Origin of the sequence: Craterilacuibacter sp. (assembly GCF_051659485.1) — a bacterium.
Taxonomy (GTDB): Bacteria; Pseudomonadota; Gammaproteobacteria; order Burkholderiales; family Chromobacteriaceae; genus Craterilacuibacter.
The window spans coordinates 1-4,860 of record NZ_JBOFOO010000066.1 but is presented as its reverse complement, the minus strand read 5'-3'; the positions used below and the strand labels follow the sequence as shown (position 1 = coordinate 4,860).

General features: G+C 60.6%; 6 protein-coding genes. 2 read left to right on the top strand and 4 right to left on the bottom strand.

From position 1 onward, the window contains the following. Positions 1-215: 215 nt before the first annotated feature. The 4 genes from ACRC1E_RS02260 to yjgA form a co-directional block, all read right to left on the bottom strand. Positions 216-653 carry a c-type cytochrome gene (locus ACRC1E_RS02260; protein ID WP_438513483.1) on the bottom strand — a complete coding sequence of 146 codons (438 nt, stop codon included), beginning with the start codon at positions 651-653 and terminating at the stop codon, positions 216-218. An 88-nt stretch (positions 654-741) separates the two neighbouring features. Next, on the bottom strand, positions 742-1,545 hold the full coding sequence (gene trpC / locus ACRC1E_RS02255; RefSeq protein ID WP_438513482.1) for an indole-3-glycerol phosphate synthase TrpC: 804 nt from the start codon (positions 1,543-1,545) through the stop codon (positions 742-744). Between the two features lie 24 nt (positions 1,546-1,569). Beyond that, a complete protein-coding gene (locus ACRC1E_RS02250; protein WP_438513481.1) occupies positions 1,570-2,538 on the bottom strand; it encodes a YheT family hydrolase in 969 nt (322 codons plus the stop codon). Positions 2,539-2,547: 9 nt separating this feature from the next. Further along, positions 2,548-3,087 (bottom strand): ribosome biogenesis factor YjgA, encoded by a 540-nt coding sequence (gene yjgA / locus ACRC1E_RS02245; RefSeq protein WP_438513480.1) that lies wholly within the window; start codon positions 3,085-3,087, stop codon positions 2,548-2,550. Between the two features lie 96 nt (positions 3,088-3,183). On the opposite strand from yjgA, the gene pmbA reads away from it, so the two are divergent. Continuing rightward, positions 3,184-4,527, top strand: coding sequence for a metalloprotease PmbA (gene pmbA, locus ACRC1E_RS02240; RefSeq protein ID WP_438513479.1), 1,344 nt, complete (start codon positions 3,184-3,186; stop codon positions 4,525-4,527). A gap of 74 nt (positions 4,528-4,601) precedes the next feature. Beyond that, a partial coding sequence (locus ACRC1E_RS02235) for a disulfide bond formation protein B (RefSeq protein ID WP_438513478.1) occupies positions 4,602-4,860 on the top strand: 259 nt, incomplete at its 3' end.

The following is a 4,860-nucleotide window of genomic DNA, read 5'->3' as shown; positions in this document are numbered from 1 at the left end:
GTCCGCGTATCACCACGCCCATGGGTTCGAAGCTGCGCAAGATGGTCTTGAAGTCTTTGACGCGGGTTTCAGCCGGGGTATCGGCAAAAGCGAGATTAGTGCTAAGTAGGGCGCAAAGGATAAGGGTGCGTTGTTTCATGGGGCTTTGTGGTCTGTGGTCATAAAAAAACCCCGCCCGGCTGGGCGAGGTTGGTGAGCGTAGCACAAATACGTGCTTAATCCGCCTTGCGGAAGCTGTCGTGACAGCTCTTGCAGCTTTGCCCTACTTTGCCGAAGGCAGGCTTGATGGCGGCCAGATCGCCGCTAGCGGCAATTTTGGCCAGTTCTGCAGTTGCCGCCTGATGGCCCGCAATCTGCTTTTTCCACTCGGCAGGCTTGGACCAGATCTCGGGCTTGGCACCGGTTTTACCCTTGTCCGTACCTGGGGTGAAGTGCTGCCATGGCTGCTTGGAAATTTCTTCCAGATGGGCTGCCAGCTTGGCGAATTCGGCCTGATTGTAAGGCGTATTGCCCTTGACCATCTCGCCCATCGGGCCGAAGGTCTTCTTGTAATCCTTGAAAATATCCTGACGCTGGGCAACAGGATCGGCGGCGAAGGCCAGCGAGCAGCTAGCAGCCAATGCCGCGCTTAACAGTAATTTTCCGAGTCGCATCGTAAAAGCTCCATGGCTTGAGGGTGAAGGCGCTAGCCAGCATATCATCTCTAGATAAAAACCACATGCAAGCAAGTGTTAATGGGTATTAAACGCGAGATTCGGCAAACAGGCGCGCCAGCGCCAAGCCAGGGTTGGTTTCACGCATCAAGGCTTCGCCAACCAAAAAAGTGTGGACGCTGTGTTCGCGCATCCGTGCTACATCACCACCGTTAACGATGCCGCTTTCGGTGATGGCAATACGCCCGCTGCCGATTTGCGGCAGCAGCGCGAGCGTGGTGGCAAGGTCGACCTCAAAGGTACGCAGGTTGCGGTTGTTGACGCCGATGAGCGGTGTTTTTAGCGTGAGTGCCGACTCCAGCTCGTCGCCGTTGTGTACCTCCACCAGTACCGCGAGACCCAGTTCGCCCGCCAGGGCTTCCATGTCGCGCATCTGTGCCGCATCCAGCGCGGCGGCAATCAGCAAGATGCAATCGGCCCCCATGGCGCCGGCGGCATAGATCTGGTAGTCGCCGATCAGAAAATCCTTGCGCAGTACCGGCAAGTCGCAGGCGGCGCGTGCCTGCTCAAGATAGGCGGTAGCCCCCTGAAAATAAGGCACGTCGGTCAGCACCGACAGGCAGGCCGCCCCATGCTCGGCATAGCTTTTGGCGATGTCGGCCGGCCGGAAATCGGCACGGATCACGCCCTTGCTCGGGCTGGCCTTCTTGATCTCGGCAATCACGGCCGCCTCACCTGCCGCATGGCGTGCACGGATGGCGGCAACAAAGTCACGTTTGTCTTCGCGCCGGTCTTCGGCCTCGCTTCTTAGTGAAGCAATCGGACGCTGGGCGCTGTCGCGGGCCACTTCTTCGGCTTTGGTCGCCAGTATCTGGTTCAGAATGTCGGACATGGTTTCTCCCGGCTGGGCCGTTTTTTATTTGTGTGCTTGCGTGTGTACGAAAAAGCGCAGCAGGCGCTCGGGCAGCCAGGATAAATGGCCGGGAAAACGGCCGCTGGCAAAACCGACGTGGCCGCCGTGTTCGGGTTGTTCCAGTGTAATACTGGCGCTGACCTGGTCGGCTTGCGGCAGGGCGCTTGCCGGCAGGAAAGGATCATTTCTGGCGTTGATAATCAGGGTGGGCGTCGCGATATGCGCCAGCAGCGGTTTGCTGCTGGCGCGCGCCCAGTAGTCGTGTACATCGCGGTAGCCGGCCAGCGGTGCGGTGACCAGGTCGTCGAATTCGGCAAAAGTGCGTGCCGCCTTGACGCGCTGTGCGTCAAACAGGCCGGGGTGGGCCTGCAATTGTGCCAGCGCCTTGGGTTTGAGCGTATCGAGGAACATGCGGGTGTAAAGATGCCGTCCCCAGCCCTTGTCCAGGCAGGTGCTGGCAGCCGCCAGATCCAGCGGCACCGAGACTGCTGCTGCGGCAGCCGGCAAGGCCGCGCGGCCGTATTCGCCCAGATACTTGAGCAACATATTGCCGCCCAGCGATACGCCGGCGGCAAAGAGCGGGCCGTCGTATTCCGCGGCCAGTCGTGCCAGTATCCACGCGATTTCGGCCGAGTCGCCGGCGTGGTAGGCGCGTGGCAGCGGGTTGGCCATACCGCCACAGCCGCGAAAGTGCGGGACGGCACCATGCCAGCCGCGCGTTTGCAGGGCCAGCATCAGTGCCCGGGAATAATGGCTGTCGCTACTGCCTTCCAGTCCGTGAAACAGTACCAGCAAGGGCTGGCCGGGCTGGCCGTGAATACGGTCAACGGCGATGTGGGCGCCATCGGGTGTCGCCCACAGTTCGCGCTGGTAATCGGGACGTGCCGGGCGCATGAATAGCGCCGGCCAGATCGTCTGGACATGGCCGCCCCGCAGCCAGCGCGGAGCGTGATAAGGCAGGGGAGCGGTCATGGCCGGGCTTTAGGTGTTTTCTTCCTTGAGCACTTTCTTGCCCGGCTCAGGGAGGAATTCCTTCAGGGTCTGAAACAGCACACGGTAGGCCTTGGGCGGTTTTTGATCGGCCAGTTCCTTGCGTGCATTGCGTATCGTGGTGCGCATCTGCTGGATGTCTGCGCTCGGGTGCTCGCTGATGAAGGTGGCCAGCATGGCATCATCCGACATCAGGCGGTTACGCCAGCGCTCCAGCAGCAGCAGCCAGGCCGCATGCTCGGACGAGTCGCCGTTGGCGATGTCCAGCTGTTTGCGGATGGGCTCGGCGTCGATGCCGCGCATCAGCTTGCCGATATATTGTTCCTGACGTTTTTTTGCGCCGTGGCTGGTGAGGCGCTTGTGTTCTAGCACCGCCGTGCGCAGGTTTTCGTCCAGCTCGATTTTCTTGAGCTTGTCGGTGGAAAGTTCGGTCAGCGCCTTGCCCAGATCCTGCAGCGCGTCCATCTGGCGCTTTTTTTCGGATTTGCTGGGTAGGCCTTCGTCTGCGCTATCGTTGTAAAGGTTAGTCATGCTTGTCGCTGTGATTCCATTCAAGGCTGGTATGATACCCGAAAATACCGGCTCCCGATTCGCCAAGGAGCAGGTCCCCACTACACAAAGGTTAATATGGCAGACTCTGCGTTCAGTTTCAGTCGTGCGGCTCTGGAGGCCGTGAGTGCGCGTGTACTTGATTTGGCCAAGAGCGCAGGCGCGAGTGCTTGCGAGGTGGACGTGTCCGAGGCTTGCGGCCAGTCGGTCAATGTCCGTCTGGGCGAAGTCGAGACGATAGAATACAACCAGGACAAGGGCGCGACGGTCACCGTCTACTTGGGGCAGAAAAAAGGCCACGCCAGTACCTCCGATTTTTCCGATGCTGCGCTGGCCGATACCGTCGCCGCTGCCGTCAATATCGCCCGTTTTACCGGTGAGGACGAAAGTGCGGGTCTGGCCGATCCGGCCATGCTGGCGCGCGAATTTCCCGATCTTGATCTGTATCACCCGTGGAATCTGCCGGTCGAAGAGGCGATTGCCCATGCGCTGGCGTGCGAAAACGCCGCCCGCGCCGTGGATGCCCGCATCAGCAACTCGGAAGGCGCCGGGGTGTCCAGCCAGGTCAGCCAGTTTGTCTACGCCAATAGCAACGGTTTCATGCACGGCTATCCCGGCTCGCGCCACAGTGTCTCGGCGGCGGTCATTGCCAGCGATAATGGTGCGATGCAGCGCGATTACTGGTACAGCTCGGCGCGTGCGGCCGAAGATCTGGATGCCTTCGATCAGGTCGGACGTATCGCCGGTGAGCGCGCCGTGCGCCGTTTGGGCGGGCGCAGCCTCAAGACCGGCAATTATCCGGTGCTGTTTGAAGCGCCGGTAGCCTCCTCGCTGATCGGCCATCTGGTCAGTGCCGTCAGTGGCGGCAGCCTGTACCGCAAGTCGAGTTTCCTGCTGGATTCGCTGGGCAGCCAGGTGTTGTCTTCTTGCGTCACCATCGATGAAGACCCGTTTGTAATGCGTGGTTTTGCGTCCAGTCCGTTCGATAGCGAGGGCGTAGAAACCCATGCGCGCCGTCTGGTCGGTGCCGGCGTGCTCAACGGCTATTTCCTGGGTTCGTATTCGGCGCGCAAGCTGGGGATGCAAAGCACCGGCAATGCCGGCGGCAGCCATAACCTGTTGGTGCATACCACCGGCGAGAGCTTCGACGAGTTGCTCAAAACGATGGGAAGCGGTTTGCTGGTCACCGAACTATTGGGCCACGGCCTCAATCTGGTGACCGGTGACTATTCGCGCGGTGCCGCCGGTTTCTGGGTCGAGAACGGCGTGATCGCCTATCCGGTCGAGGAAATCACCATCGCCGGCAATCTGGCCGATATGTTCAAGCACATCAGCGCGATAGGCAACGATGTGATGGTGCGCGGCGGCAAGCATTGCGGTTCGATTCTGCTCGACTCGATGATGGTGGCCGGCAGCGAATAAGTGCCGCGCTGGCCATAATTAAAAAAGTCTCATGGCCGGCAATACGCCGGCCTTTTTAAAGCAGGGGAATGAGCATGAAGTTGCAACTGCCTGGCCGTCGTGCCGGCTTTTTGTTGTTGGCGCTGGCCTGTGCCGGCGCGATGGGTTTTGCGCTGTTTGCCCAGTATGTGCTGGGCCTGGAGCCTTGCCCGATGTGCATCATGCAGCGCATTGCGGTCATCGTCACCGGCGTGATGGCGCTGTTGGCGGCCGCCTTGCCGCGCGTTCAGGCGCGGGTGACCGGCAGTCTGGCCTTGCTGGCGTCGCTGGTAGGTGGCGGCGTAGCCGCCCGCC